Annotated in this window: 26 protein-coding genes; 11 read left to right on the top strand and 15 right to left on the bottom strand. The window is 61.9% G+C overall.

Features of this window, described 5'->3' with window-relative positions; genetic code table 11:
* Window positions 1-57 precede the first annotated feature (57 nt).
* Complete coding sequence (locus ACFWAD_RS17055; protein ID WP_378545796.1) at window positions 58-1,401, bottom strand: DUF3100 domain-containing protein; 1,344 nt, start codon at window positions 1,399-1,401, stop codon at window positions 58-60.
* A 135-nt stretch (window positions 1,402-1,536) separates the two neighbouring features.
* On the opposite strand from ACFWAD_RS17055, the gene ACFWAD_RS17050 reads away from it, so the two are divergent.
* Window positions 1,537-2,535 (top strand): Lrp/AsnC family transcriptional regulator, encoded by a 999-nt coding sequence (locus ACFWAD_RS17050; protein ID WP_378449505.1) that lies wholly within the window; start codon window positions 1,537-1,539, stop codon window positions 2,533-2,535.
* A 37-nt stretch (window positions 2,536-2,572) separates the two neighbouring features.
* Here the strand turns inward: ACFWAD_RS17050 and ACFWAD_RS17045 are convergent, their stop codons facing one another.
* The 4 genes from ACFWAD_RS17045 to ppk2 are packed head-to-tail and all read right to left on the bottom strand — an operon-like array spanning window position 2,573 to window position 8,916.
* Window positions 2,573-3,538: an endonuclease/exonuclease/phosphatase family protein gene (locus tag ACFWAD_RS17045; RefSeq protein ID WP_378545793.1), complete on the bottom strand. Its 966-nt coding sequence runs from the start codon at window positions 3,536-3,538 to the stop codon at window positions 2,573-2,575.
* A 47-nt stretch (window positions 3,539-3,585) separates the two neighbouring features.
* A complete protein-coding gene (locus ACFWAD_RS17040) occupies window positions 3,586-5,280 on the bottom strand; it encodes a SulP family inorganic anion transporter (protein ID WP_378545790.1) in 1,695 nt (564 codons plus the stop codon).
* A gap of 18 nt (window positions 5,281-5,298) precedes the next feature.
* Window positions 5,299-8,040: a cation-translocating P-type ATPase gene (locus ACFWAD_RS17035; RefSeq protein ID WP_378545787.1), complete on the bottom strand. Its 2,742-nt coding sequence runs from the start codon at window positions 8,038-8,040 to the stop codon at window positions 5,299-5,301.
* 27 nt (window positions 8,041-8,067) lie between these two features.
* Complete coding sequence (gene ppk2, locus ACFWAD_RS17030; protein WP_378545784.1) at window positions 8,068-8,916, bottom strand: polyphosphate kinase 2; 849 nt, start codon at window positions 8,914-8,916, stop codon at window positions 8,068-8,070.
* Window positions 8,917-9,088: 172 nt separating this feature from the next.
* Here ppk2 and ACFWAD_RS17025 point away from each other — a divergent pair, with 172 nt between their 5' ends.
* Together ACFWAD_RS17025 and ACFWAD_RS17020 are read left to right on the top strand one after the other, a co-directional pair.
* Window positions 9,089-9,340 carry a three-helix bundle dimerization domain-containing protein gene (locus ACFWAD_RS17025; protein ID WP_378533672.1) on the top strand — a complete coding sequence of 84 codons (252 nt, stop codon included), beginning with the start codon at window positions 9,089-9,091 and terminating at the stop codon, window positions 9,338-9,340.
* A gap of 130 nt (window positions 9,341-9,470) precedes the next feature.
* Window positions 9,471-9,848 carry an SHOCT domain-containing protein gene (locus tag ACFWAD_RS17020; protein ID WP_378545781.1) on the top strand — a complete coding sequence of 126 codons (378 nt, stop codon included), beginning with the start codon at window positions 9,471-9,473 and terminating at the stop codon, window positions 9,846-9,848.
* Here ACFWAD_RS17020 and ACFWAD_RS17015 read toward each other — a convergent pair.
* Both ACFWAD_RS17015 and ACFWAD_RS17010 read right to left on the bottom strand, forming a co-directional pair.
* Window positions 9,826-11,223: a hypothetical protein gene (locus ACFWAD_RS17015; RefSeq protein ID WP_378545778.1), complete on the bottom strand. Its 1,398-nt coding sequence runs from the start codon at window positions 11,221-11,223 to the stop codon at window positions 9,826-9,828. The genes ACFWAD_RS17020 and ACFWAD_RS17015 overlap by 23 nt on opposite strands.
* Before the next feature lie 78 nt (window positions 11,224-11,301).
* Window positions 11,302-11,700, bottom strand: coding sequence for a hypothetical protein (locus ACFWAD_RS17010; protein WP_378449497.1), 399 nt, complete (start codon window positions 11,698-11,700; stop codon window positions 11,302-11,304).
* A 162-nt stretch (window positions 11,701-11,862) separates the two neighbouring features.
* On the opposite strand from ACFWAD_RS17010, the gene ACFWAD_RS17005 reads away from it, so the two are divergent.
* Window positions 11,863-12,456 carry a GNAT family N-acetyltransferase gene (locus ACFWAD_RS17005; RefSeq protein WP_378545775.1) on the top strand — a complete coding sequence of 198 codons (594 nt, stop codon included), beginning with the start codon at window positions 11,863-11,865 and terminating at the stop codon, window positions 12,454-12,456.
* A gap of 17 nt (window positions 12,457-12,473) precedes the next feature.
* Here ACFWAD_RS17005 and ACFWAD_RS17000 read toward each other — a convergent pair whose 3' ends face one another.
* The 4 genes from ACFWAD_RS17000 to ACFWAD_RS16985 form a co-directional block, all read right to left on the bottom strand.
* A complete protein-coding gene (locus ACFWAD_RS17000; protein WP_378533664.1) occupies window positions 12,474-13,550 on the bottom strand; it encodes an ABC transporter substrate-binding protein in 1,077 nt (358 codons plus the stop codon).
* Window positions 13,551-13,691: 141 nt separating this feature from the next.
* Complete coding sequence (locus ACFWAD_RS16995) at window positions 13,692-14,528, bottom strand: AraC family transcriptional regulator (RefSeq protein WP_378545772.1); 837 nt, start codon at window positions 14,526-14,528, stop codon at window positions 13,692-13,694.
* 55 nt (window positions 14,529-14,583) lie between these two features.
* Entirely contained in the window at window positions 14,584-14,910 is a 327-nt protein-coding gene (locus ACFWAD_RS16990; RefSeq protein ID WP_378545769.1) for a DMT family transporter, read from the bottom strand.
* The gene (locus ACFWAD_RS16985; RefSeq protein ID WP_378545766.1) at window positions 14,907-15,257 is read right to left on the bottom strand and encodes a DMT family transporter; all 351 of its coding nucleotides are present in this window, start codon (window positions 15,255-15,257) and stop codon (window positions 14,907-14,909) included. The genes ACFWAD_RS16990 and ACFWAD_RS16985 overlap by 4 nt, the downstream gene beginning before the upstream one ends.
* Window positions 15,258-15,327: 70 nt before the next feature.
* On the opposite strand from ACFWAD_RS16985, the gene ACFWAD_RS16980 reads away from it, so the two are divergent.
* The 5 genes from ACFWAD_RS16980 to ACFWAD_RS16960 all read left to right on the top strand — a co-directional run bounded on the left by ACFWAD_RS16980 (window position 15,328) and on the right by ACFWAD_RS16960 (window position 20,030).
* A complete protein-coding gene (locus ACFWAD_RS16980) occupies window positions 15,328-16,047 on the top strand; it encodes a hypothetical protein (protein ID WP_378545764.1) in 720 nt (239 codons plus the stop codon).
* 29 nt (window positions 16,048-16,076) lie between these two features.
* Window positions 16,077-16,934, top strand: coding sequence for a type I methionyl aminopeptidase (gene map / locus ACFWAD_RS16975; RefSeq protein WP_378533654.1), 858 nt, complete (start codon window positions 16,077-16,079; stop codon window positions 16,932-16,934).
* Between the two features lie 8 nt (window positions 16,935-16,942).
* Window positions 16,943-18,454: a cobyric acid synthase gene (locus tag ACFWAD_RS16970; RefSeq protein ID WP_378545761.1), complete on the top strand. Its 1,512-nt coding sequence runs from the start codon at window positions 16,943-16,945 to the stop codon at window positions 18,452-18,454.
* A gap of 96 nt (window positions 18,455-18,550) precedes the next feature.
* A complete protein-coding gene (locus ACFWAD_RS16965) occupies window positions 18,551-19,120 on the top strand; it encodes an RNA polymerase sigma factor (RefSeq protein ID WP_378449488.1) in 570 nt (189 codons plus the stop codon).
* A gap of 76 nt (window positions 19,121-19,196) precedes the next feature.
* Window positions 19,197-20,030 carry an ANTAR domain-containing protein gene (locus tag ACFWAD_RS16960; RefSeq protein WP_378449487.1) on the top strand — a complete coding sequence of 278 codons (834 nt, stop codon included), beginning with the start codon at window positions 19,197-19,199 and terminating at the stop codon, window positions 20,028-20,030.
* Here the strand turns inward: ACFWAD_RS16960 and ACFWAD_RS16955 are convergent.
* Together ACFWAD_RS16955 and ACFWAD_RS16950 are read right to left on the bottom strand one after the other, a co-directional pair.
* Entirely contained in the window at window positions 20,027-20,452 is a 426-nt protein-coding gene (locus ACFWAD_RS16955; protein WP_378449486.1) for a DUF6069 family protein, read from the bottom strand. The two genes, ACFWAD_RS16960 and ACFWAD_RS16955, sit on opposite strands and share 4 nt — an antisense overlap.
* 84 nt (window positions 20,453-20,536) lie before the next feature.
* Window positions 20,537-21,406: a PhzF family phenazine biosynthesis protein gene (locus ACFWAD_RS16950; protein ID WP_378545758.1), complete on the bottom strand. Its 870-nt coding sequence runs from the start codon at window positions 21,404-21,406 to the stop codon at window positions 20,537-20,539.
* 121 nt (window positions 21,407-21,527) lie between these two features.
* Here ACFWAD_RS16950 and ACFWAD_RS16945 point away from each other — a divergent pair, with 121 nt between their 5' ends.
* Window positions 21,528-21,989: a PPOX class F420-dependent oxidoreductase gene (locus tag ACFWAD_RS16945; RefSeq protein WP_378449484.1), complete on the top strand. Its 462-nt coding sequence runs from the start codon at window positions 21,528-21,530 to the stop codon at window positions 21,987-21,989.
* A 220-nt stretch (window positions 21,990-22,209) separates the two neighbouring features.
* Window positions 22,210-22,755 carry an alpha/beta fold hydrolase gene (locus tag ACFWAD_RS16940; RefSeq protein WP_003942671.1) on the top strand — a complete coding sequence of 182 codons (546 nt, stop codon included), beginning with the start codon at window positions 22,210-22,212 and terminating at the stop codon, window positions 22,753-22,755.
* A 78-nt stretch (window positions 22,756-22,833) separates the two neighbouring features.
* Here ACFWAD_RS16940 and mtr read toward each other — a convergent pair whose 3' ends face one another.
* Both mtr and ACFWAD_RS16930 read right to left on the bottom strand, forming a co-directional pair.
* On the bottom strand, window positions 22,834-24,210 hold the full coding sequence (gene mtr / locus ACFWAD_RS16935) for a mycothione reductase (protein WP_378545755.1): 1,377 nt from the start codon (window positions 24,208-24,210) through the stop codon (window positions 22,834-22,836).
* Complete coding sequence (locus tag ACFWAD_RS16930) at window positions 24,207-25,256, bottom strand: alpha/beta hydrolase (protein WP_378545752.1); 1,050 nt, start codon at window positions 25,254-25,256, stop codon at window positions 24,207-24,209. Before ACFWAD_RS16930 ends, mtr begins: the two co-directional genes overlap by 4 nt.
* Window positions 25,257-25,356: the final 100 nt, after the last annotated feature.

Raw genomic sequence — 25,356 nt, 5'->3', positions numbered from 1 at the left:
CCTTTCAACGTCTTTGGTTGTCAGCATCTTTGGATCGCGGTGTCTTCGGGTGCAGTTCTAGTGCCAGAGGCCGAGTGCGAACTCCGCGACGACCACTGAAAGTAGGTACGAGGCGAGGATCGCGACGATTCCGACGGGGACGATCTTCCAGCCGATCGTCTTGAGCAAAGGGAGGTCCTTGCCGAGGCTGAGACCTGCGACAGTCAAGGTGAGGGTGCAGATCGAGAGAAAGTCGACGGTACCGACGGTGCTCGAGACGAAATCGCCGATGGGGGACCATGGCGTGGTCGCCAACGCGCCGATGGTGATGATTGCGATCATCGCCGCGATCTTTCCGCGTGTCAGACGGGCGACCCCGACGCCCAGGAGCAACAAGCCGGTGAGGATCAGGTATCCGACGATGATCGAGCGAGACATCCCACCCGCCGCGATCGAGGAGACAATGACTCCTCCGACGAACAGAATCGGAATGACAGTTGCCAACGGCACGGTGACGCTCGGAGCAACTGCTCGGGGAGCAGTCCGGGCTTTCTGTTCGGTGGTCACCTTCGAGCGCTTGGTGAGTACGCCGTAGATTCGATCAGCAAGGGGGAGTGCGACATACATGCCGACATACACGCCCAGGAGACCGGTGATGATGTTGGATGTGGCCGCCACGGCGAGTACCTGATCGGCCATCTCGGGGTGCGCCGAGACGACGCTCGCGGCAGCGGCGGCCATCATCGAGCCGGATCCGACTCCAGCGCCCATCGCCAACGCGAGGGGGTCGAAGATGTTGAAAGAGGTAGCCAGCGATGCGATCAGGCTGATCAGCACGGCACCGAAGAGCGTGCCGAAAACGTACATCGACAGGACCCCACGGTACTGGTCGGAATCGGGGCCGTATCGTTCGCTGACCATCGCGAAGGAGCCCTCACGGTCGATGGAGAACGTTGCTCCGACGGTGGCCGGTCCCATCCGAAGGAGTACCGCCAGTGGGAGTGCGAGCGCGATCGTGCCGAACAAGTGCCCCAATTCCTGTAGCAGGAGTGCGGGGCCGGCGTCGAACAACAGTTGGATGTTCGGGCCGATGGTGAAAGACAGTCTTGCGCAGAGCAAGAGAACCGCAAGACCCATGATTGCCGACGCTGCGGCCTGAAGGTCGAGGCCGAGGGGTTTCCACTTCTGGCTCGAGACGACACCGCCGGCGATCAGTCCCCACACCATGGGCAAGATGGTGATAGCGGCAGCGCCGACGGGAATCACTGCGGGGCCGATCAGTTGGGCGCCTGCCGCAAGAGCGAGGAGCAGAAGCACCACGATCCACAGCCGTGGCGATCTCATGCCGAAAATGACCTTCTGCGTCGTGGCTGGGGCGCGAACCGGAGAATCGTCATGCGAGACGGGAAATGCTTCGGTCATGTCGGTGTCTTTCTCGAGGGGCGAACGAACGCAAGACGTGAGCGTTCTCGAGGTTCAGGATTTGGTGGACTATTGATGTCATGAAGTTAGGATCAACGCGTTTCGATCCTGTTTCGGTGCAGCATTCTTCTGAAAGTGAGGTCCCCGGTGCAGGATCAGATGCTCAAGGACGAAGATCTTCGACTGTTGAACGCATTGCAGATAAGGCCGCGAGCGTCGTGGTCCGAGCTTTCGCGTGCCATTGGTTCCGATCCGGTGACACTGACCAGGCGTTGGGAGCGTCTTCACTCGCAAGGGATTGCCTGGATCGCTGCTTACCGTGGGGGTCCCATCGTGTCCGCGACCGCACTTCTCGAGATCGAATGCGCACCGGCGCAGACCCTGCGCGTTGCCGAACAGATCGCGCACGATCCCGAAGTACTCACAGTTGATCTCACAACCGGCAATCGGGATCTGTTCGTCACCCTCACGTGTACTGACCTCGATCAATTGTCGAGGTACGTCTTGGAACGAACCCAATCGCTGCCGATGATCACCGCGATGCGAACACAGATCGTGTCCTCGGCGAACTCCGATGCCCGAAACTGGCGTCTACGTGCTCTCGACGCGGACGAAATTGCCGCGCTCGAGTCGACCCCGCCGGCGAAGATTCGTGGTGTTCGAGCCAGCGAAGAAGAACAGTCGCACCTGTTCGAGATCCTTTCTCGCGAACCACGAATTACCGTCTCTGCCCTCGCCGCAGCGCTCGGGGTAACAGCGGCCCGCGCCGGGGCGCTCCTGTCGCATGAGCTGTCGACGGGGCGACTGGTCGTCCGCACGGAGATTGCTCGGCCTTACTCCGGCTGGCCGGTCTATGCCTGGTACTTCTTACGTCTCGACGCGCGAAAGGAGGCAATTGCCCAGCGTCTTGCTCACCTGCGAGAAGCGAGGCTTGTTGCTTCGACTATCGGCAGCTACGACATCGCACTGGCGGTGTGGCTTCGCTCGATCGACGACGTGCAGCGATTGGAAGGTTATCTCGCCGAACAGTTCCCGGGCGTATCCGTGGTAGACCGATCGATAGTCCTGCGCACGCCGCATCACCTCCATCGGACGATCGATGTGTCGGGTCGAAGCATGCCCAAGCATGGGTGAGGTGCACCGTGTCCGTGCGTGGCGGCATGCTCGCTGACTATTCGGGGATGGTCACGTCGACGATCAAGCCGTGGTGATCGGAACCTTCGATCTGGATTCGCTCGAGCGACTTCGCCTGTGCGCCGCGCAGAACTACGTGGTCGATGCCGACTATCGCAGGGAATCGCTTGTCGGCGGGGTAGGTGGGAACGATGCCGACGCCCAATTGGTCTGCGGCGTCGGAGTAGCCGACGTCGAGGAGGTCTCGGAATTGTTTGTGCATGAAGGTCGTATTGAAGTCACCGCTGACGATGACGGTGTCCTCGGCGGCAGCGGCGTCGAGCGCGTTCCGGAGAGTGCTCAGCTCGGCAGTCCACACGTCGGGCGGGGTGACGTACGCCGGTCCGGGGTGTACCGCCAAAAGCGTGAACGGGGTGGAGAAACCCACTGTTGCAACAAGATTAGTGGGTCCGAAGCCGTTCAGCTCTCGCGTATCCGTCAGCGGGAAGCGGCTGTAAATCCCTGCTCCACCGCCGCCGGCGTTGTCCGGCATCAAGAAGCGGTACGGCAATAATTGTTCGAGGCCCTGATCTCGCAGGGATCCTTCGAGTGATTCGGTCAGTTCCTGAACTGTCAGGACGTCGACTGCCTTCTCGCGCACCGTCGCAGTCAAACTGGCAGGATCTGCCTGCCCGAACAGAAGATTGGCCTGCATCACCCGCAGGGACGGCCCGTCGATTTCGGAACCGTTCGCGACGTACAACGGGCTGATCACCGAAGCGCCGGTCGCTATGAGCGCAACCGAGATCGCCAGGAGGATCCAGCGCCGAAAGGCCAGGCAGATCAGAGACGCGACGAGTGTGACTGCAAGCAGAATCGGGACGAAAGAGGCCACGGCGATCAACGGGTTGATCGGTTTGGAGGAGTACAACGCGATCAGCGCGACAACGCCGACGGCAATGCCGCCCACACCGGCGACCTGAGCGATACGGCGTGCCGGAACATTGTCCGTCCTGAATCCCATACCGAACGGTACCCAAAACGACCGATGCTCCCAACTTCGTCGTGCAGTCAGTCGCTGTTCCTGGCGCGGAATGCGCTCACCGCAGCCTCGAGTGTCGGGAAGAAATGCGTCGAATCGAACCGATCCCCGACGCCGAATCGGATGAGTCGATCCTTGATCGGACCTTTCATCTCCGCGAACGCCAATCGAATTCCTTTGCCTTCGAGGAATGTATCCAGATCGACGAGTTCGTCGACAGCCGTGGTATCGAGTCCGGTGATCGGTTCGGCGGCAATCACCACCCACTCGACCGGGTCCGGCGCCTTGGCGACGACGGAGCGAACGTACTCGTCGAAGATCTCGCCGTTCGCGAAGAAGAGTGGAGCGTCGAACCTCACCAACACCAACCCGGGGATGCGATGCCCATCTGGATGGCGTTCGACGTCGTGGAAGCCGGCCAGGTCACCGGTTTCGACGAGTTCGGTTCTGTGCGGTTGCCACACCTGCGCGATGACTGCCGCGAAGGACAGTCCGATCGCAACCAGGATGCCTTGAAGCACGCCGACCAGCGCGACTCCCAGGAATGCCGCGACAGCGAGGCCGAATTCGACAGTGCTCATCCGCCACATTCGAACCATGCCGCGTACGTCGATCAGCGCACACGCGGCGACGATGACGACGGCGGCCAGTGTCGCATCGGGTAGATAGGCCGTGAGTCCGGGAGCAACGAGCACAAAAACCAGTACGGCGAGCGCCCCGACGACGCCGGCCAATTGCGTATGCGCCCCGCTCTGTTCGGCTACCGGAGTTCGTGACCCGCTCGCCGAGATGGGGAATCCGCCGAAGAGACCGCCGGCCACGTTCGCGACACCGATTGCCTTCATCTCGGTACTGCCGTTCACGTCCTCGCCGTGTCGTGCGGCGAAGGTGCGCGAGAGAACGCCGGTGTCGGCAAAGGCAATCAATGCGATACCGGCCGCCGGCCCGATCAGATGGCCGACGTCCTGCCAGGTGACTCCGCCGACAGAGGGGAGGGGAAGTCCTTCCGGCAGTGCTCCCACCATGCCGATGTCATCGGTGAGACCGGCGACGGCGGACAAGACTATTGCCGCGACAACGGCCACCAGCACGCCGGGCACAACAGGTACCCAGAGTCGGAAGGCGACGATGACAACGAGTGAGCCGACACCGATGGCCGCAGCGAGTGGGTCGACATCGCCACCGATCAGGGCCTTCCCGATTTCACCGATTTCACCGAGGAGGCCCGATGCGTCGACCGAGAATCCGAGCAGCTTGGGAATCTGACCTACCACGACAACGACTGCGATGGCGTTGAGGTAACCGAGGCGGATCGGTTTCGAGAGGAGTTCGGTCACGAAGCCCAGACGAAGGAATCCGCCGATCACGAGGATGAGTCCGACAAGAATGGCGAGAACCCCGGCGAGTGCAAGCGCGTTCTCCGAATCGCCGACCACAGCCAGCGGTATGACCGCGGCGGCGATCAGCGGTGCCAGCGACGAATCAGGTCCGAGTACAAGAATTTTCGACGGTCCGACCAGCGCGTACGCGAGCAGCGGCACAATGGTGGCGTACAGCCCGGCGTACGCGGGCAGTCCGGCGGCTTCGGCGTAGCCCATACCTGCCGGGATCAGCAATGCCGTCAAGACGAGTCCGGCAGTGATGTCTGTTCGCAGCCATTCGCGGCGATACCCGCGGGCAGTCGCGATGCCCGGTAGCCGACCTAGATTCTCCGCCCACATCATCGTGTGATTGTCCCTCCCTCAGCGGAGTACACGCGCGCGTTCGGGGGCAATCGCGGCGGCCGCGGTCATCGGGACAGGTCGCTGCGCGAGGCGGCGGCGTCGGATCGCCTTCTCCAACTCGACGACAACCGGGATGACCAGCGACCATCCGAGGCAGGCGAGCCATTGGGCGCCGGTCAGTGAGGTGGTCATGAGGAGTTCCTGGAGGACACCCGCCTCGACGGCAAACACGGTGACGACCGTGGGAATCGTCAGGATTTTGACAGCACCGAGAACCGGCGGAACGAGACCGGACTCGGGATCGCGCCGCATGGTCAACCCCGCGAATATGGAACCGAGAGACAGGACGACGAATGCGGTGGTCATGGGGACATTCGCTTCGGTAGTGCTCATTTCACCCGGTGCGAGAAGCATCGCCGCGAGGGTCACGGCAAATTGCAGGACGCCGTACGCGAGCCACTGTCCGACCGCGCTTCGATGTGCGATCGGCATCTTGGGATCACGTGGCGGCTTGTTCATCAGATCCGGAGGCGGCGGGTCGAGCATGATCACGGCAACGGGGAAGAGCGTGATGAAGAAGTGTTGGAACAGCACCATCAGCGGCGTCAGCGCGACACCCTCGTTGATGTTGAAGATGCTGGCAGCGAGGAAGAGGAGAACCAACGAGAAGAGCTTCGACATTTGATAGCGGATGTACGAGACGATCTTCCCGTAGATGTTGCGGCCCAAAGTGATCGCAGTGATGAGTGTTCCGAAGTTGTCGTCGGTGAGCACCATCTTGCCCGCCTGTTTGGTCACTTCGCTGCCAGAGCCCATGGCGACGCCGATGTCTGCCTTCTTCAACGCGGCGGCATCGTTGACGGCATCGCCGGTCATTGCGACGACGGCGCCACTGCGCTGCATGACATCGACCAATCGAAGTTTGTCCTGCGGGGTGACTCGGCCGAACACGTGCAGGTTCGGCAATGCGGTCGACAGTTCGTCGTCGGTCATCGCTTGTACATCGCTTCCGCTCACGGAACCCGGGCCGAGCCCGAGTTCGGCACCGATTGCGGCGGCGGTGACGGCATGGTCGCCGGTGATCATGCGGACCTCGATGCCGGCGCGGTGCGCGGTGCGCACCGAATCGACTGCCTCCGGCCGCAGCGGGTCGATGATGCCTGCCATGCCGACAAACGTCAGGTCCTCGACAAAGGACATGGGGTCCGCCACGACGGCTTCTTCCCGTCCGTCGAGTCGTCTGACAGCGAAAGCCAGCACCCGAAGACCCTTCTCGGACATGGACTGATTTGCTGCCGTCAGCTCGTCACGGACTTCGTCGATCGGTACCGGTCGACGGCCGGGGAGGAAGGCCGAACCACACCGAGCGAGGACGACGTCAGGCCCGCCTTTGACCAGTTCGACGAACTGACTTTCGCCGTCGACTTCGAGATGGTGGTACGTCGCCATGAACTTGTACGCGGAATCGAACGGAACCGTTGCGACTCGCGGATAAGTCCGTCTGGTGAGTGGGGCGTCGGCACCGATCTTCGCCGCGAGCACCACAAGTGCGGCCTCGGTCGGGTCGCCGACAACCTCTCCGGAATCGGAAACCGTTGCATCGCTGTCGAGGCACAACCCGTAGGCGAGGAGTGTGAAGTCGGGTGGTGCCTCGCCGGCAACCTGCGTGATCCTTCCGGTCTTGGCGTAACCTTCTCCGTCGACCGTGTACCACCGGCCGTGGACGTACAGCGATCGCACGGTCATCTGGTTCATGGTCAACGTGCCGGTCTTGTCCGAGTTGATCGCACTGGTCGCGCCGAGTGTCTCGACATCGGTCAGGTTCTTCACGACTGCCTTGGCGTCTGCCAGTTGACGGGCACCGTACGCCAGCATCGCCTGAACGAAAGTTGGTAAGCCGGTCGGTATTGCAGAGACCCCCATTGCGATACCGAGCAGCAGAAGCGTTGTCAGATCCTGCCCGCGAATCAGTCCGATGGCGACGATGACGATCACCGCCGTCCACGCGATGATCCCCAGAAGTTTTGTGAGAGAGTCCAATTCTCGTTGCAGCGGCGACTTTCCCGGGGCGACCGCCGACAACATCGACGCTATCTGGCCGATCTGCGTCTGCATCCCGGTCTCGGTGACCACCATGGTTGCCGTGCCGCGAGTGACCGAGGTGTTCTGGAACACCAGATTGCTCCGGTCTCCGAGAGGAATATCCTTATTGCTCAGCGTTTTCGGGTCCTTCGGGATCGGTGCGCTTTCACCGGTCAGTGCGGCTTCTTGCGTCTCCAGGGTGGTCGAGGCGAGCAACCGTCCATCGGCGGCGATGATGTCTCCCGCCTCGACTTGGACGACGTCACCCGGCACCAGTTCGGTAGCGTCGAGCTCAATCAGGTTCCCGTCACGAATGACCCGCGCTCGAGGTGTCTGCATCTTGGCGAGCGCGTCGACGCTGGCCCGTGCCTTCAACTCCTGTCGAGTTCCGAGGACGATGTTGAGCACGACGAGCACGGCCACCACGATTGCTGTCGGTACTTCACCGATGGCGATGCTGACCGCAGCAACGGCGACCAGCATCAAGTTCATCGGATCTTTCAGCTGCAACAGTGCGATCGACCACGTCGACGGAGGTGGTGTCGACGTGATTTCGTTCGAACCGTATCGTCGTCGGCGCTGGTCGGCATCAGCCGATTGCAGCCCGCGCTCCTGGTCCGACTGCAGTGCGGACACGACTGACTCGCCGCTCTGCGCATGCCACGGCGTGGGGCTCATGACCGCACGTCCTTTCCTTGGCGATCGTCAATACCGGGTCGGAATCCAGTGCAGCGGTTGTTTGGGCGTCTGGTAGCCGTGGGCCTTCTGCCGCTTCGGCAACGTGATGTCCGTCGATTGCAACGGTTCGTAAGGGATCTGACTCAGAATGTGGCTGATGATGTTGAGTCGCCCGCGTTTCTTGTCGTCGTTGTTCGCGACATACCAAGGTGCCCAGCCGGTGTCGGTGAAGCGAAACATCTCGTCGCGGGCACGCGAGTAGTCGTACCAATGACTGAACGACTTCAGATCCAGATCTGACAGCTTCCAGATCTTTCGAGGGTCGTCGATTCGGCTTTGCAAACGCAGAAGTTGCTGCTCTTCGCTGACCTCGAGCCAGTACTTGAGCAGAATGACGCCGGATTCCACGATCGCGCGCTCGACGGTCGGAATGAGCTGGAGAAATTGATGTGCCTGTTCTTCGGTGCAAAAGCCCATCACCCGTTCGACACCGGCACGGTTGTACCAACTTCGGTCGAAGATGACGATCTCACCAGCCGCCGGAAGATGCGGGACGTAACGCTGGACGTACATCTGCGAGTGTTCTCGTTCGGTCGGGGCGGGCAGCGCAACGACCCGGAATACTCGCGGACTCACTCGCTCGGTGATGGCCTTGATGACACCGCCCTTCCCCGCGGTATCTCGGCCCTCGAACACGACGCAGACCTTGGCGCCAGACGATTTGACCCACTCCTGCAAAGCCACGAGTTCGCCGTGCAGAGGCTTGAGTTCGCGGCGGTACGCCTTGTTCTTCATCGGCTTTTCTGCGACGGGTGCCGCGTTGTCGTGAAGAATCGACGCCGTGTCGTCGCGGCGAGTCCGAGCGTTCTTTCCCACTTCGACTCCCTGCCATCGTGAGCGCATCGTGAGCGTGCGGGGATCGTCCGCTCGTATGTGTATGCCCCGTATTCGGTCAACCTATTCTCCCCATGATCGAGACCCGAATCGTGTTGTTTTCGAACCTGTTTCGAGTCTTGACGTGCTCGTCTGGACGGACGACCATTAATGGATGACTGGCGACGAAGAGTTGCTCCACGTCGAGCGGGTGATCACTCGCCTGATTTCCCGCTATCCCGCCGTTTCGCCAGCGGAGATCGAAGCCAGAGTGCGCAAAATTCACGAGCGCTTTGTCGGCTGTCGGATCCGTGACTTCGTACCTCTCCTCGTCGAAAAGGCGGCCACACAAGAGATCTTGAACAGGAGAATCGTGATTCCGATACTGGATGAGCGGTCGGCGAGCCTCAACTCACTCGAGCTGTAGCCGGAACGGACGTCGTCGGCGCATACTGAAATGACCTTGGACCAGGGAGTTCTGGCCGCATGCGGATTTCAGGCGCGGAACGTCAGTCTCCCGACTCCTGATGTGGAAACCGAGTACAGGGAGCGTTGACATGGAAGGCTTCTGGGAATTCTTCTGGTTCATCTTCGTTTGCTTTGCGTTTGTGGCCTACTTGAGTGTGCTGTTCTCGATCATCACCGACTTGTTCCGTGATCACGAGACTTCGGGCTGGGCCAAAGCTTTATGGATGATTTTCCTCTTCGTCATTCCATTCTTGTCCGCGATGATCTACGTGGTCGTGAAGAATGACGGAATGACGAGGCGGTCGATGGAGGCCGCCCAACAGCACATACACGCGCAAAGTGACTACATCCGAACCGTCGCCGGCAAATCTCCGACTCAGCAGATCGCCGACGCCAGAGAACTTCTCGACTCCGGTGCGATCAACGAACAGGAATTCCAGGCCGTCAAGGCAAAGGCGCTGGCGTAGTTTTCACGTCTTCCTGTGCGGCAGTGCGGGCAGGACGAACCAGCACTTCCAGTGCGACGAGTGCGACCAAGGCAATGATGACGATCCAACCCACGACCAATCCGGTGGGGTAGCGCCAGAAAAGCAGCAACAATGCGGCGATGCCGATGATTGTGCAGCGCAGCGGAACACGAAGCTGATTGGCCCACCGCTCGATCTGATTCGGCGTACGTCCGCTCGCAGAATGGCGGACGAAGTCCAACGCCTGCCCGTAGCCTCGACGAACGGCGATCGCCGACGACGACCCACCGACGAGGTAGGCGCCGAGTCCCACCACCACGCCAAGGACCGCAACCGCGCGCAGGCTCGTCCGCAGCGGCACCAGGACAGTGTCGATGACCGCTGTGGCGGCGTCGGGCGAGAGAATGTCGGTGGGGACACTGTCGAGGTAGATTGCACGCCCGATCAGAATTCCGATCGCGAGAACAAGCATTCCCAAGGCAATCGACAGGCCGACCAGGGACAGCGCACGGAGCCTTCGACCGCTGGGGGCAACGGTGACTGCGGCTGCGGCGCAAGCGATTCCCAGCCATGGCAACACCGACGACACTTTGTCGAGTGCCGAGACAGCTCGCTGCGCCTTCACCAGTTCGGGGGACTGGAAGAGTACAAATTCCTTGTCCACGGAGGGGATTTTGTCTGCGAAAGCGAAGCCGCGATCGGTCAAGGCCGTTTTCACCCGGTCGATGATCGTGCTCAGTGAAATGCTGACAGTTCCGCTCTGGTCGACCTCGACGGAGTCGGGGCCGTAGTTTCCGGTCATGACTGCGACGAGAGAGTTGTGCGCCGCTCGGTTGGCTTGAATCCACAGGTCTTCGAACTGCTGCGTCTGTATGAGCGAGCCCACTGTGTCGTGGACGAAACTCTTCGCCTGGCCGGCGATCACCGGTGCCAAACCCACCAATGCCTGGTCCACGCGAGGAGCGTTGGCTGCGAGATTTGAAACGTCCGTCAATGCGGTGAGTGCCTCGGTGGTGAGCCCTTCGACGTCGACGCGATCGAAGATCTCGTCCGTGACTTGATTCGTGATCTCCGCTTGCACGGCTGGATTCTCACCCAGCGGCGCTACCGTGCTGACGTAGCGGTCGGTGTCGAGGATCTGACTTCGGACGAAGCGGGTGGTTACCGACAAGACGGCGAGTAGTGCCACCAGCACCAGCAGGATTGTCACCGGTATCCACCGCAGCCCGTGTCGAGGTGGTCGGGAGACTTTCTCGACGGTCGTTTCGCGGGCGCTGGGAGTCTGCTCGCGAAGTGTTGTTACTTCTTCGCGTAACCGGGCTAGTTCGGCACGTTCGTCCTCGTGGAGTGGGCCGTCGCTCGTGCCGTTTGCCATCGTGTTCCTCTCCGGAGGGAAACTGCTGCCGCACAGATGAAAACGTTGAACTCGAGGGGTGGAACCGAAGGTGTGGCCTCAGATCACGTCGGGATTCCATGTCGCGACAGCCCAGATGACGAACACGTCGAGCGCGATGATGGTGATCGACCACCACGGCGAGTGGGGTAGCCACAGGAAATTCGCGAGGATCGACAGCGAACAGAAGATTATCGCGCCTACCCGTGCCCACGTCGCGCCGGTGAAGAGCATGATTCCGACAGCGGTGACGAGCACGCCGAGTGCGAGGTGAATCCATCCCCAGGAGGTGAGGTCGAATTGGTACGCGTATTCAGGGCCGACGACAATAACGTCGTCCTCGGATATCGCCGAGATGCCTTGGAGAATTTCGAGCACACCGACAGTGACGAGGAGAACCGCTCCGCCCAGGGCGCTTCCTTTTGCTACACCCTGCTTGACCAGTGAATCCTCGGACATGACCGCCCCTAGATTTCAAGTGCGAAATTGCCTGGCATAACTCCGTATTCCGACCTTTTACGGTGGTGAAGTAGCCCGTCGGAGGGCAAATCAAACATTGAGCGCTGCACGGCATTGCGATATTCATTCGCCTACGAATTCGAAAGAACCTACCGTGTCGGCATGGATATGGCGGACGTAGGTGAGGCGACGACGACTGCACCGGAAATGATTCGGACGGATCGGTTGGTGCTTCGTACCTACCGTCCAGGCGATCACCGGGATCTCCTCACCTTCTACGGGCGCAGCGACGTATGCCGGTATTTGCTGAACGATCCCTGGGATCTCGCGGAGGCTCGAGAGGCTGTGCAGAGCAGGATCTCTCGTCGTGACCTTGCTGCCGGAGCGGTAGCACTTGTCGTTGAAAGTGACGGCATGGTTGTCGGAAGTGTGAGTGCCTGGCTAGTCGAGGAATCGGGTTGCACAGCCGAAACCGCGCACACGGCTGAAGTCGGGTGGGCATTCTCGCCCGACTTCGGCGGCCGAGGATTCGCGACGGAAGCTGTGACCGCTCTGATCGACCTGGTGTTCGCAACACCCCGATTACGCCGTGTGGTCGCGCAGATGGATGCGAGAAACGAATCCTCGGCACGACTCGCGCGGCGAATCGGGATGCGGCGAGAGGCGCATTTTCGGCAGAACGCGTGGATCAAGAACGAGTGGACCGACACTGTGGTTTTTGCAACGCTGCGCAGTGAGTGGCCTTCAAATCTCTGATCAGGAGGGTCGAGCTGCTACTTCGCAACCAGTTCGGTCAACTGGGGTACCAGCTGGTCGGTTGCCCACGGGACGCTCAGAACACTGACGTACATGGTCGCGGCCGTCAGGCGATTGTCGGTGATCCACAAGTCTTTTCCGTTGGCGATGACCGGCCACCGTGCGAACAGAGTGTTGGCCAACGTGCTGTCGACCTCCGACTGATCGCTTGCCCAGCCGAGATAAACGTCGGTGTTGATCGTGTCGAGCTTCTCCATGCTGATGCCGAACAAGAACGAGTCGCCGGCGAAGTTCTTGGCGCCGTTCACTACGTCGGGAGCGACTGTGAGCCCGAGGTTTTCGACAAACTTGACGCGTGGATCGTCCGGGCCGTAGATGGCGGTTTCGGTTTCTCCTTCGCGGATATAGGACCCGAAGGCAAAGGTGACTCCGTTGAATTCGGGATGGCTCGCCTTCGACTCCTGAACCGTTTCCTCAACCGACTTGATCAGCGCTGCGGTCTGAGCGGGACGGCCGAGGGCCTTGCCTACATCGGTGGCGAGGTTTTGCCACGAGCTCGGCTGGTATGGCTTGGTGTCGTAGGGAAGGGTAGGTGCGATCGAGCTCAGCCGCTGGTAATCCTGCTCGGAGAAGCCCGAGTACGGGGCAAGAATCAGATCGGGCGCGGCATTGAGAATCTGCTCGAACAGAAGCTCACCGCTGTCGGAGTAGTACGGCGCGGGGGTGGGCAGCGTCTGGCCTGACTTTTCGAGTTCGGCCCGCGTCCACGGCAGGAACCCGTCGGCGTCGCCGGCCCACGAGTCCTTCTGCATCGCGATCGGGGTGACGCCGAGGGCGATGACGGTGTCTGCCGCCGCGGAATCGAGCGTGAGGATCCGTGTCGGTTCCTTGTCGATGGTGGTCTCGCCGAATGCGTGTTTGATCGAGACGGGAAATGCGCCGTCCTCGACGGCGGATGCCGACGAACTATTCTCCTGGGCGTCCGATGACGACTGTGTGCAGGCGGTCAGAGGCAGTGCCGCCGCCAGCATCAGCGCAACAACGATTTTTCGCCTCCGCTGGGGACGAATTCTCTGACGGGCAGATCTGAACACGCGAAACTCCTCGGGATTGATCGGGGAAGTGCTTGCACGACTCATCGCAGGTGCATATGAGAGCAGGCTTACCTAAGCGAATGTAAGGCGCGTTCGTGTAGCGAAGGGGCCAGCAGATGTCGACAACAGGTCAGGCTCGAGTCAATTGACGGCGGCGAGGGCATTGCCGGGGGTGTAGCCGACCGTCTTACGAAACGCAGCGATGAAGGAGCTCGACGTCCCATACCCGACTCGACGGCTCACGGAGTTCACACTCATTCCGGTCCCGAGCATGCCGAGGGCTGTGCTCATGCGAACCAGAGTGCGCCACTGCGCAAAACTCAGGGCGAGTTCCGCGGCAAAAATCCTGGTGACCGTGCGTCGGCTGAGGTTGAGAACGTGCGCCCACTGATCGAGTGATCGATCGTCGGCGGGGTCCGACAGCACCTTGTCGACGAGTATCCGTATCCGCGGATCGCGGGGGATCGGCACGTCGAAATGCGGAGCCGATGCGGGAGTGAGGAGATCGACGCAGACCTGCTGCGCCCGAAGGCGTTGTTCTGCAGGCATTCCGGTGTGCGCGAGGTGGATGAGCAGTACCCGGGCCGCTTCACTCAACGTCACGATGCACGGTTCGTTCCAGGCGGGAGTCCACAACTCGGGCGTGAAGAGGGTGGCACGGAAGGCGACGTGGGGATTGGCCTGACCTTCGTGGAGGACTCCGCAAGGGATCCACAGGCCGACGCCGGGCGTGACGGTCCAGAGTTGATTGTCGATGATCATGTTGACCACGCCCCGGTCGGACCAGATCAGTTCGTGCTCGGCATGAGCGTGCTGTGGCCACCGGGTGATGTGGTCGGTCTCGACGATGTACGTCGTCAGTTGAAATGGCGCCGGGACGGCACGCGCCATCGGAGTATGGCGGTCGGTTTCCCGCACGTGGGGACCGTCGTCCAGGTGTGGACCGTCGTCGATTTCACGAAGGGCAGGGATCAGCACCGCGGACTACCTCCAGAGCAAAGTTAGGTAAACCTTACACTGAAATGTGCTGGGCTCAGTGACCCGCTCCGAGTTCGATGAGAAGCACGCCTGCGGCGATGAGACAGATCCCCACGATCATCAGCCTGGTCAGCGGTTCGCGAAAGAGAATGCGGGATGCGATTGCCGTCAGTGCCACCCCGCACGCCGTCCAGATGCCGTACGCAACGCCGATCGTCAGGCCTGCGTCGAGTGCGAGTGTGAGGAAGGCAAAAGCGGCGAGATACCCCACGGTGACAACTGCAAGCCAGCGCTTGTCGCTGCCGTCCTGCGACGCCATCCTCAGTGAGAGTGTTGCGGTGACCTCGGAAATAATCGCAGCGATCAGAAACACGAAGGTCATGCCGGGTCCGCCGGTCCGCTGTCGGCAGCTGCCTGAGAGCCGAGTTCGACGCACAGCACTCCGCCGATGACCAATGCAATCCCAACGCCCATGGTGGCTGTCAGAGGATCCCCGAAAAGGACGGTCGCGAACACCGCTGTCAGGACGACACCAGTTGCGCCCCAGATTCCGTATGCAACACCGAGTCCCATGCCCGCGCGTAGGACGAACGACAAAGCGGTGAACGCCGCCAGATATCCGGCGACGACCACGACGTACAAGGCGGGGTGATCGAGGGCCGCGCGCAACGACAGCGTCGCAGACACCTCGGTCAGGATCGCGGTGATCAACAGCAGCCATTTCTTCACGGGTCGGATTCTGTCAGGCTCGCTGGATTTCGGTCGCACACGGATTTCGGTCGCGCACTACTGTTGCGCCATGACGTGCGTGCTGCTCGGCGGAATCCGCGACGGTGACATCCGCCACGACGCGTCGGTTGGCGATGTAGCCGCGACGCCGATTCTCGACTGGGGCAACGGCGACGTGGCCCGCCTCTACGACGACATTGCGGGAGGTGCAATCCAGTCGGCGCGGGAGTTCGTGGTGTCGGCGCATCGCAGCGTCGGCGCAAGGATTCGGGCGGTCTACGGGCTCGACGACCGGCAACCTGTGTCGGTGACATTGAGTCGAGGACGCGGATCGTGCAGTCAGAGACTTGCAGTCGTCGAAGCGTTGGCTCGCCGCGACGGTACCGCCACCCGAGTACGCGGTCTCGTACTCCGTGGGGAGTTCTGGTATCCAAGATTTCGGCATCTACATGCGGTGATTCCGAAATCAGTGCTGCTGGCTTGGCCGGAATTCCTGGTCGACGAACGCTGGCGGGATATCTCCGAGATCGTTTCACCTGCTGCGCTCTCATATGTGGAACCGTTCACGAACGCCGGCAAGGAAACTCTGTTCGACGCGATCGGACGTGCTCCGGTCAGTTGGGGTAAGTCGGTTTCATGTGATTGCTTGGACTTCTCCGAATTCGTCGGCCGTGATCTGGGCACCTTCGAATCCCGTGACGAACTCTTCGAGAAATTCGGACAGACGATGTCGACCCCCGCCAGGGTCCTGCTCGATCCTGCTTTCCGGAACTGGAGTGCATCCGGCTGACGTGCGACGCGAGGTCTAGGCTGTTCTGCATGTCTGTGCGCACCCCATTGGTCCCTGGAACCGTCTCTCCCGTCCTCGCAGTGCCCTCGAAGATCGAGCGGCCCGAGTACGCGTGGAAGCCGACCGCCAAAGAGGGCAACGAGCCCTGGGTTCAGACGCCGGAGACTATCGAGGCGATGCGCATCGCCAGCAAGATCGCCGCAGGCGCACTCCAGGAAGCCGGCAAGGCGGTGGCTCCCGGTACCACGACCGACGAGCTCGACCGCATCGCACACGAGTTCATGCTCGACCACGGCGCCTACCCGTCGACGTTGGGCTACAAGAGCTTTCCCAAGTCGTGCTGCACGTCCCTCAACGAGGTGATCTGCCACGGAATCCCGGACTCGACCGTGATCCAGGACGGCGACATCGTCAACATCGACGTCACCGCATACATCAACGGGGTACACGGGGACACCAACGCGACGTTCCTTGCCGGTGATGTGTCCGAGGAGAACCGCTTGCTCGTCGAGCGCACCCACGAGGCAACGATGCGAGCCATCAAAGCCGTCAAGCCCGGCCGCGCGCTCAACGTGATCGGACGCGTCATCGAGTCGTACGCCCACCGCTTCGGGTACGGCGTCGTCCGGGATTTCACCGGGCACGGAATCGGTGAGACCTTCCACAACGGTCTCGTGATCCTGCACTACGACGAGCCCGCGGTCGAGACCATCATCGAACCGGGCATGGTCTTCACGATCGAACCGATGATCAACCTCGGTGGTATCGACTACGAGATCTGGGAGGACGGCTGGACCGTCGTCACCAAGGATCGCAAGTGGACGGCACAGTTCGAGCACACCCTGGTGGTCACCGAGAGCGGTGCAGAGATTCTCACCCTGCCTTGAGTTCGGAGATGCATGGCGCTCTGCTGGTAGCGGGCACAACGTCCGACGCCGGCAAGAGCGTTCTGGTGGCCGGATTGTGTCGCATGTTGGCGCGTCGAGGCGTGCGAGTCGCGCCGTTCAAGGCACAGAACATGTCGAACAATTCCGTCGTGACGCTCGACGGCGGAGAGATCGGCCGTGCGCAGGCCCTTCAGGCACGGGCGTGCGGGCTCGAACCGAGTGTTCGATTCAATCCGGTGCTGCTCAAGCCGGGCAGTGACCGGACGTCGCAGCTTGTCGTTCGGGGCAAGGCGACGACCACGGTGGGTGCTCGCGACTACATGCAGCATCGCCAGTGGCTTCGAGGAGTCGTGGCCGAGGATCTCGAATCGCTTCGATCCGAGTTCGACGTCGTGATCTGTGAAGGCGCCGGTTCACCGGCCGAAATCAACCTACGCGCAACGGATCTTGCCAACATGGGGTTGGCAGAGGCCGCACGGATTCCGGTCATCGTCGTCGGTGACATCGATCGCGGCGGCGTTCTGGCCCATCTTTTCGGCACCGTAGCGGTGCTCTCGCCGAGCGATCAGTCGTTGATCGCCGGGTTCGTGATCAACAAATTCCGCGGCGACGTTGCCCTGTTGGAACCCGGCCTCGAACAACTGCACAGCCTCACCGGTCGGCCGACACTCGGCGTGATTCCCTTTGCCGACGACCTCTGGCTCGATGCCGAAGACTCGTTGGGGGTGACCGGGAATGCTCCCGTCGGCCGACCGCGTCCGCCTCTGGGGGATCGGTGGTTGAGCGTCGCCGCGATCAGGCTGCCGAGGATCTCCAATTCGACGGATGTCGAGGCGCTGGCATGTGAACCGGGCGTTGCGGTTTCGTGGATCACCGACGCGGCGCGTATTCGTGACGCGGACCTCGTGGTGATTCCGGGGAGCAAGTCCACTGTCAGTGATCTCGAGTGGTTGCGCAGTACCGGTCTGGCCGACGAGATCATCGCTCGCGCAGGTCGCGGGCAGGCAGTGCTGGGAATCTGCGGTGGCTATCAGATGCTGGGCAAGTCCATCGTCGACGACGTCGAATCGGGATCGGGTACCACGGCGGGTCTCGGACTGCTGGATCTCGAGATCGAGTTCGCGCCCGACAAGGTACTGGCGCAGGTGACCGGCACGGCAGACGGTATCTCGGTGTCCGGGTACGAGATTCATCACGGCCGGGTAGTCCGCAACGGCGACCGTCCACTGTTGGAGGGTTCCGAAGGCGCACCGGAAGGCAGCGTGCGAGGGTCTGTTCGAGGAACGCACTGGCACGGACTCCTCGAAAGTGACGACTATCGGCGCAGTCTGCTGGGGGAGATCGCGGTTACCGGTTTTGTTGTTGCACCCGACACCTCGGTTGCCGCCGTGCGCGAGCAACAACTCGATCTGCTTGCCGACCTTGTGGAACAGCATCTCGACCAGGATCTGCTCGAGAAACTGATCAACGGCGGCGCGCCGCGTGGGCTCCCCGTCATTGCCTCCGCACTCGACGGCTGAGAGCGCTCCCGCAGGCGTCGATGTGGACGTCTGCGTGGACGCGGTAGAATAGCCAGGCCTCACTCCCGCGACGGCTCCCTAGTAGGAGTGTGCGCGGTGGCAGATCAATTCGACGGCTTGCTGGCCGACTTCAGTGACGAGGTGCTGGTCGACTCGGCAATGCTCGGCGATCACGCAGCCTTCGATGTCATCGTTCGCCGATACGGCCCGCACTTGTATCGATTTGCCCGTCGACTGCTCGCGAGCGAGAGTGACGTCGACGACATCGTCCAGGAAACGTGCGTTGCCGCGTGGCGCCAACTTCCGGGGTTTCAGCGGCGCTCGAGCATCAAGACGTGGTTGTTCGCGATCTGTTCTCGCAAGATCGCGGATTTCTATCGAAAAGTCGGCTCCTGCGCCGCCGACGTGGACGAACTCCGCGAAGAAGCCGATCCCCGATTACGCGATCCGAGCGAAGAAGTATGCGGCACAGCATTTCTCGACGCCTTGGAATCCGAACTCGATCGCCTGCCCCTACACCAGCGCGCCGCCTGGGTCCTGCGGGAAGTGGAGGGTATGACGTATCCGCAGATCGCGACAGTTCTGGAACTGAGCCCGGACGCGGTTCGCGGCCAACACACTCGGGCGAGAAGAAATCTCGGCGCCGCACTCCACCGATGGCGATGACAGCTCGCCGGTTTGCCGGGTTTTGTCGCCGAACTCACTCTCCTTCCTGCCCTCGAAACTGGAAGAATGCTTCGTCGTGGATACCGCTTTCGACCCCAGAGGCTTCGACCCGCGAACCGAGGATTCGGTCCCGTCGGTGATGCCGGACGACGCGACGGCAGCCGGCGCTGACGTCGCCGTCGAGGCTGCGGAAACTCGACTGACTGCAAGCGCGGTCCGAGAGTTGCTGGCAGCGCTCGGGGGAAGTATCGGCGACGAGGACGAACTCGTGATCCTGCTCCAGCGCGCCGTCGAAATCGCGAACGACGCCATCGACGGGGCCGACAGCATCGGCGTCACGATCGATCTGGCGGGACAGACCTACACCGCCGTTCACACCGATTCGCGGACTCTGCGCGTCGACATCGAGCAGTACGACGCCGGCGACGGACCGTGTCTGCACGCAGCCCGAACCGGTGAAACCGTTGTCGTCGACGCCGAGAGAAGTGCGGAACGCTGGCCACGGTTCGCGGCGGCGGCGAAAGACGAAGGAATCAAGTCATTTCTCGCGGCGCCGCTCTTCACACCGGATCAGCGGCTCGGTTCATTCAACCTGTACGGACGCGCTCCAGCGGCCTTCGACAGCGTCGACGCGGACGTCATGGAGATCCTCACGACAACAGTCTCACGTGCGATCGGCGACTTCTCTCGCTTCAAATCTGCCAGGGCGGTGGCTGATGCCTTGCAACGCGCGCTCGAGACCCGGGCGCCGATAGAACAGGCCAAAGGCATGCTGATGGCCATCCATCGGATCGACGCCGACACCGCATTTCACATGCTGCGCAAGCAGTCTCAGACCACGAACACCAGGTTGCGTGACGTGGCAGCCGAGATCGTCGAGACGTATTCCGCGCCGCCAACCGCGGTCTAGTTCGACGGAGACCGACGTACAGCCTCGAGCGCGACGACGACGCCCGCGGCGACAACCACGTGCATCAGAGCGAGCATGACCGTGCTGGCGGCGTCGAAGTCCGCGGCGATCGTCAGAGCGATGGTGCCGAGCGCAAACACCGCACCCACGACCTGAGCGATGCGGATGATCGGCTCCCACTTCAGTGAGATCAACATTGCGAGCGACAAACCGACCAGCAGCGGCACCACCGTCAGTGTGATGACCCCGCCGGGAGCTACGCTCGCCACCTTTCCCTGATCTGTCATCTCGAACGATCCGCCCAATGCCAGGCCGATCAACCACAGGATCAGGTTGGCGACGAGGGCAATGACGGTGGCCCCGAGTACGGCACGCGGCTTGGTTAGGTGGAGGTTGTGTGCGGTTGACGCGATTGCAGACATGATGTTCTCCCGGTTCGATGCCATGGTCTTGTGACGGTGTAGTGATGTAGACCTGCGGACCCGGAGAAACTCATCGCCGGGCAGCTACCGCGGATCGGTGATGGGCACGGCGGTGCCCGTGACCGCGATACCGCCGTCGACCGGGATCTCGACCGCGAGAACGCTGGGTCGCCCGACGTGTCGGCCCTGGTGGATGGTGATCCGGCGAGGAGCGGCCGCGGGATCAAGTTCGCGCAGGTAACCGCCGGTCGACGCCGCTGCAGACCCGGTCGCGGGATCCTCGACGATGTTTCCGACCGGAAACAGATTTCGAGCTTCGAAGGTGTTGTCGTCGAGGGGATGCAGGATCGTCACCGTGCCCGCCCACCCCTGCGCGTCCATCAGAGTTCGCATTGCGGATGGATCGAAGGTGAACTCGTCGAACGTCCCCTGATCCCGAAGGACAACGATCGGGTGCGTGTTGCCGGCGTACGAGAGCATGGCGGGATACCGCTGGTCCAGTGCAGACGAATCGACGCCGATCAGCCCGAGCAGTGCCGTCAACACGGCATGATCGATCGGCGTGACCGACGGTTCGACGCTGGTGAAGGTCGCGGTGGATCGCCCGTCTTCGTCGGTCGCCGTGTCGATGGATACCGGTCCGATCGGTGTTTCGAATGTGAAGGTCCCGCTGCCGTCGCGCTCGGTGAGTGCTACGGCTGTCGCGATGGTGGCATGACCGCAGAACGGTACTTCGGCGATGGGGGAGAAGTAGCGGATACGGCTGTGGCGCGGGTTGTCTCCGAGTGCCGGTTCGGTGAGAAACGCCGTCTCTGCATACCCGATTTCGGCTGCAACAGATTGTAATTCGGAGTCGTCGAGCCCACGGGCGTCGAGCAGCACGCCGGCCGGATTGCCGCCGGCGGGATCCGAACTGAACGCAGTCAGCCGGAGAATGTCGCGAGAATTTGCCATGCCGACCATCTTTGTCCGCCGCCGTCGATCGGGGGAAGAGCAGTCGCGCGATTGCGGTCCGCAATCTTCGAACTGGACTGCCTCCGGAACAAACCGGCCGCACGGCGTCGTTGGTGCAGTTATGAGCAATGACACAGGCACTGACGACGCGTTGTTCGCACTTGTGGCCGAGGGAAAGCAAGGAGTGCTGGCGACCGTCAAACGCGACGGCCGCCCACAGTTGTCCAACATCATTTACCGGTGGGACGTCGAGTCGAAGACGGCTTCGGTGTCCATCACCGCAGATCGTGCCAAGAGCCGTAATGCCCTGCGTGATCCGCGGGTTTCCCTCCACGTCAGCGCGCCCGACTTCTGGAGCTATGCCGTGATCGAAGGACTTGCCGTGGTGACACCCGCGGCGGCCGATCCTCACGACGAAGTGTCGGACGCCTTGGTCGAGCTCTACCGGGACATCAGCGGTCAGGAGCATCCCGACTGGGAGGAGTACCGCGAAGCGATGGTGGCGGAGCGTCGACAGATCCTCACGGTGCGCGCTGATCACGTCTACGGAATGACGCGGCTCCCGAAGCCGTCCGGCACCTAGCCCCGCGCCCTCACTCGAGTTCGGACTGTTCGGACCACCCCCACTTCGAGCGAACGGTACGTCCGTCGCCTCAGATGCGCCGAAAGCCACTTTCGCTCAGTGGGGAGGTGGTGCAGAGCGAACAAATCGGACTCGCAGGCGGTGGTGAGAATGTATGAGTGGTCATACTTCTGTCGACTCCAGGGTCCTCCACAGTGTGGATCGCGTACCGTTTCCAGACATGGAATTGACTCGAGTAGCGGTGGGCAGTGGTTCGTGCACCGTTCGGATCGACGGGCCGGTCAGCAAGCATGCGGTACTCCTGCTCCCCGGCAAGGGCGACCCCGTCGACTTGTACGACGATGTGTGTGAGCGACTGCATCATTCGGATCTGCGGACCGTCGCGGTGGAATCGATCGAGAATCTCGACGAGACATCGGCAGTGGTACTTCTGGACGAGTTGAACATCGCCTGGGTGAACCTGGTCGGTCACCGGGAGGGAGCTGATCTCGCCTGGCTGTTGGCGGCACGGCAGTTCGGCCGCTTCGCGAGTCTGATCGCGGTGGACCGCGGACATCCGTCGGCGAGCGATATTGCCGGCGTTCCACCGGTCGAGGTTCCGACTACGGTCGTCGTGGGCAGTGGGGGTCGGGCCATTGCCGACGCCAGCGGTCGTTTCGTGTACTCCGATTTCCGCGTGACGGAACTTCCGGGTGTCGACGACGTCGTGAAATCGGCACCGGCCGAACTCGCAACCGAGATCGTGCTGCGTACCAGCCCCTGGTGAAACTCTGACATGCGAAAAGGCGGGCACTCCCATTGCGCGGAGTGCCCGCCTTTTGTATGTCGTACGGGGTGCGGGGGCTCAGATGTCGAGGCCGAGCAGCGCGTTCTCGACTACTTCGGCCAGGGCCGGGTGGATCCAGTACTGGCCGCGCGCCATGTCCTGAGCTGACAAACCGAAGCTCATCGCCTGGATGAGCGGCTGGATCACCGTCGGAGCCTGCGTACCCATGACGTGGGCACCGAGAATGCGTCCGGTGCCGCGCTCGGCGATCACCTTGCAGACACCCTCCTGATCCTCCATCGCCCACCCGTACGCGACGTCTCCGTATGCCTGCACCTTGACGCTGATGTCGAGTCCGGCGTCGCGGGCCTGCTTCTCCGTCATGCCGACATCGGCGATCTGCGGGTCGGTGAACACTGCGGCGGGTACGAAGCGGTGGTCGGTGCTGCGAAGTCCGGACGTGTCCTTCCATGCATCCTGAAGGAGGTTGTGCTGAACGACTCGCGCTTCGTGATTGGCGACGTGCTTGAGCTGGTACGGCGACGAGACGTCACCGAGCGCGAAGACGCCCTCTGCGGTGGTGCGTTGGTATTCGTCGACCACGATCGAGCCCTTGTCGTCGAGGTCGACGCCGGCCTTGTCGAGACCGAGTAGGTCACCGTTCGGCGCACGACCCACCGCGACGAGGAGAACGTCACCGGAAACAACTGTGCCGTTTGCCAGTTCGACGGCGATGTTGTCGCCGTCGCCGCGTACCGACGTGAGGGGGGAGCCCAGATGGACGTCCCACTTCTGTTCGGCCAACTCGGTGAAACGCTCGGAGATCTCGTCGTCGAGGTGCCGCAGCAGTCGCTGGCTGCGACCGATGATCGACACGCGAGAACCCAACGCGGAGAACACGTGTGCGAATTCGGTGGCGATGAATCCGGAGCCGACGATGACCAGGTGCTCGGGAAGTTCAGGCAGTCGCATGATGTCTTCGTTGGTGTAGTACTTCACCCCACTCGACGCGATCTCTTCCGGGATGATCGGGCGTGACCCGGCCGCGATGACCACCTGATCGGCGGTGATCGTCTCGCCGGTTCCGGTGTCGATCGTCTTCTCGCCGGTGAACGTCGCGTGGCCGCGGTAAACGGTGGTGTTGGGGCTGTCTTCGCTGCGATACCGCTCGCCACCTGCAGAAATGGGATCGATGCGGCCGAAGACGCGCTTGACGATGTCGGACCAACGGACGCCGTCGAGCGTGGCGTCGACGCCGTACTTCTCGGCAGTGGTGATGGTGCGTGCCACCTCGGCGGCGTAGACGAACATCTTGGTCGGGATGCATCCGACATTGAGGCACGTGCCGCCGAACGTGCCCTCTTCGAGGATTGCGATCTTCTTGCCGTCGAACCGCTCGTCGGGCAGCGAGTTTCCGGATCCGCTGCCGATGATTGCAAGGTCGTAGTGCGTCACTGCGCGATCTCCTGTGTGTTGCTTGCGGTGCTTGCCGAACTTTCTACCGCCTGCGTGAGGTGGCCGTCGAGCCACTCCAGCCACAGGTCGAGTTCGGAAAAGGCTGTGGCCAAGGGCTTCTCGGTGGACAGGAACACGTCGTGACGGGCGCCGTCGATCGGGACGATGCTGGTGCGATCGCCGAGGCAACCGGCCCAACGTGCGATCTGCTTGACGTCGAGCACAGAATCCGCCAGGTCGACGCTCGGGTTGTACGCCTTGGCGAACTGCGACTTCTTCGAGCGCAGAATCAGTGCAGGCACCCCGATGTCGAGGCCGCGGTGCAGTTTTGCGTGACCCGCTCGGACGGCCCGCATCCAGCCGAAGGTGACGGGGCAGCCGGCCAGCGGCTTCCAGTCGAGGTTGTAATCCCAGACTCCGTTGGCCGAAACGTGAAGACTGGAACCGTAAGTCGGTAGCCCGGTACCGGGGATCACGGTCTTTGCCGAGACCCGACCGAGGGCGTCGATAGCGGTGGTACCGACGTTGCGAACCACCGAAGGTCCCTGAAGGTCGAACCACGGGCTGTTGAGGACTAGACCGCAGATTCCGGCTCCGGCGCTGCCACCGGGCTTGCGCTGCAAGCGGTTCAGCCACAGCGGAACGATCAGACCACCGGTGGAGTGCGCCATCAGCAGCACCTCGCTGCCGTCGGTCTCGTTGCCGACGATGCGCAGCGCCTCGTTCAGTTCGGCGTCGTAGAGCGCGAGGTCGGAGACGTAGTGCGCTGTGTGTCCCGGCTTGAGGGACCGGCCGCACTTACGCAGGTCGAGTGCAAAGAAGGCGTAGCCCTGCTCGGCGAAGTGCTCGGCAAGGTGCTTCTGGAAGAAGTAATCGGTGAAACCGTGCACGTACAAAACGGCACGGCGTGTCTTCACCGCCTCCTTCTGCGGTTGGTAGCGGACCAGTGTCGCGTCCACCTCGCCTTCGCCGTCCGGATCCGTTCCGAGCGGGATCGTCAGCTGCTGATATCCGTCACCGAGGACGTCTGGAACCCAAGTAGTCACAAATCACAATCTAATCGTCGTTTCGAGTGCGCGTTGTAGAGCACAATTGGGGGTGGTGAACCGCGCGTGTACGCACGGGTAACCTGTTCGGCGTAACACA

Origin of the sequence: Rhodococcus sp. NPDC059969, assembly GCF_042738325.1 — a bacterium.
Classification (GTDB): domain Bacteria; phylum Actinomycetota; class Actinomycetes; order Mycobacteriales; family Mycobacteriaceae; genus Rhodococcus_F.
Note: the sequence above shows the minus strand (reverse complement) of the source record. Positions and strands in the feature narration are given on the sequence as shown.

Bases quoted from the DNA above. Each gene is read 5' to 3' on its own strand.
- ACFWAD_RS16955 (WP_378449486.1), bottom strand. From the start codon at position 20,452: ATGTCTGCAATCGCGTCAACCGCACACAACCTCCACCTAACCAAGCCG.
- ACFWAD_RS17045 (WP_378545793.1), bottom strand. From the start codon at position 3,538: ATGGGATTCAGGACGGACAATGTTCCGGCACGCCGTATCGCTCAGGTC.
- ACFWAD_RS17035 (WP_378545787.1), bottom strand. From the start codon at position 8,040: ATGAGCCCCACGCCGTGGCATGCGCAGAGCGGCGAGTCAGTCGTGTCC.
- ACFWAD_RS16990 (WP_378545769.1), bottom strand. From the start codon at position 14,910: ATGACCTTCGTGTTTCTGATCGCTGCGATTATTTCCGAGGTCACCGCA.
- ACFWAD_RS17010 (WP_378449497.1), bottom strand. From the start codon at position 11,700: ATGTCCGAGGATTCACTGGTCAAGCAGGGTGTAGCAAAAGGAAGCGCC.
- map (WP_378533654.1), top strand. From the start codon at position 16,077: ATGTCTGTGCGCACCCCATTGGTCCCTGGAACCGTCTCTCCCGTCCTC.
- ACFWAD_RS17020 (WP_378545781.1), top strand. From the start codon at position 9,471: ATGGAAGGCTTCTGGGAATTCTTCTGGTTCATCTTCGTTTGCTTTGCG.
- ACFWAD_RS17005 (WP_378545775.1), top strand. From the start codon at position 11,863: ATGGATATGGCGGACGTAGGTGAGGCGACGACGACTGCACCGGAAATG.
- ACFWAD_RS17040 (WP_378545790.1), bottom strand. From the start codon at position 5,280: ATGATGTGGGCGGAGAATCTAGGTCGGCTACCGGGCATCGCGACTGCC.
- ACFWAD_RS17025 (WP_378533672.1), top strand. From the start codon at position 9,089: ATGACTGGCGACGAAGAGTTGCTCCACGTCGAGCGGGTGATCACTCGC.
- ACFWAD_RS17055 (WP_378545796.1), bottom strand. From the start codon at position 1,401: ATGACCGAAGCATTTCCCGTCTCGCATGACGATTCTCCGGTTCGCGCC.
- ACFWAD_RS16970 (WP_378545761.1), top strand. From the start codon at position 16,943: ATGCATGGCGCTCTGCTGGTAGCGGGCACAACGTCCGACGCCGGCAAG.
- ACFWAD_RS16940 (WP_003942671.1), top strand. From the start codon at position 22,210: ATGGAATTGACTCGAGTAGCGGTGGGCAGTGGTTCGTGCACCGTTCGG.
- ACFWAD_RS16950 (WP_378545758.1), bottom strand. From the start codon at position 21,406: ATGGCAAATTCTCGCGACATTCTCCGGCTGACTGCGTTCAGTTCGGAT.
- ACFWAD_RS16945 (WP_378449484.1), top strand. From the start codon at position 21,528: ATGAGCAATGACACAGGCACTGACGACGCGTTGTTCGCACTTGTGGCC.
- ACFWAD_RS17015 (WP_378545778.1), bottom strand. From the start codon at position 11,223: ATGGCAAACGGCACGAGCGACGGCCCACTCCACGAGGACGAACGTGCC.
- ACFWAD_RS16980 (WP_378545764.1), top strand. From the start codon at position 15,328: ATGACGTGCGTGCTGCTCGGCGGAATCCGCGACGGTGACATCCGCCAC.